Raw genomic sequence first — 968 nt, 5'->3', positions numbered from 1 at the left:
GTCCATTCTGTTACCTATCTATCGGGTTCGGACACCCTTACCCTCTCCCCGTATAGTGACGGGGAGAGGAGGCGCCAACGCCGCGTTTCACTCCAAAAACGCCTTCGCCCTCATCGTCGCCGGAACTGGCACGCCGAGGCGCTTCAGCACCGTCGGCGCCAGCTGCAACTGGTCCAGCAGCGTGTCTGGCTCGGGACCCTTGCCCGGACCGAAATAGTACAGGGCGAAATCCTGCATCTCGTCGTCGTGGCCGCCATGATGGCCGCGGTCGGTCTGGCCATGGTCGGCGGTGACGATCACTTCGTAGCCGGCTTGCCGCCAGACCGGCAGGAAGGCGGCGAGCATCGCGTCCATCGCATAGACGGCATGGTCCATCTCGTGGCAGTCATGGCCGAAGCGATGGCCCATCGAATCCAGCGTGCAGGTGTGCAAGATGCCGTAATCGATGCCGTGGCGCCTGGTCAGCATGGTCAGCGTCGCGAACAGGTCGACATCGCTCGGCGTCATCTGGTTCCTGGCGTTGTAGCCGGTCATGGTGTGGAAGCGGCCATGCGTGATCGACCCGCCCGGCTCGTCGAATTCCATGTCCTCGATGAGGTCGAACGGACAGGAGCGGAAGAATTCCGACCAATAGGAATGGGTGACGGCACCCGTCTTGCCGCTGGCCTTGCTGACCTCGGAGAAGATGTCCGGCTGCTGGACCCTGAACCGGTTCTCGTTGGAGAGGATGCCATGCACCTGCGGCGCAACCCCGGTGTGGATCGAGGCATAGCAGCAGGCCGAGGTCGACGGCAGCACCGAGCGCATCTTCCAGACCCGCGCCTCGCCCGACTGAACCCAGCCCTCGAGATTGCCCATCAGCCGGCGCCAGTTCCGGTAGGGCACGCCGTCAAGGATGATGAGCAGAAGCTTCGTCGCGAGCGCCACGGGTGGCTCCATGCGGTCTTGCGGGAGACGGCGTCTGGGGC

1 protein-coding gene is annotated in these 968 nt (G+C 64.0%); it reads right to left on the bottom strand.

Annotation, left to right across the window (positions count from 1 at the left end; genetic code table 11):
- Positions 1-87: 87 nt before the first annotated feature.
- On the bottom strand, positions 88-927 hold the full coding sequence (locus tag EN781_RS33225; RefSeq protein ID WP_126056961.1) for an alkaline phosphatase family protein: 840 nt from the start codon (positions 925-927) through the stop codon (positions 88-90).
- Positions 928-968: the final 41 nt, after the last annotated feature.

It is taken from the genome of Mesorhizobium sp. M4A.F.Ca.ET.090.04.2.1 (assembly GCF_003999085.1).
Classification (GTDB): Bacteria; Pseudomonadota; Alphaproteobacteria; order Rhizobiales; family Rhizobiaceae; genus Mesorhizobium.
The sequence above is the reverse complement of the archived record's forward strand: the minus strand, read 5'-3'. Positions and strand labels throughout refer to the sequence as shown.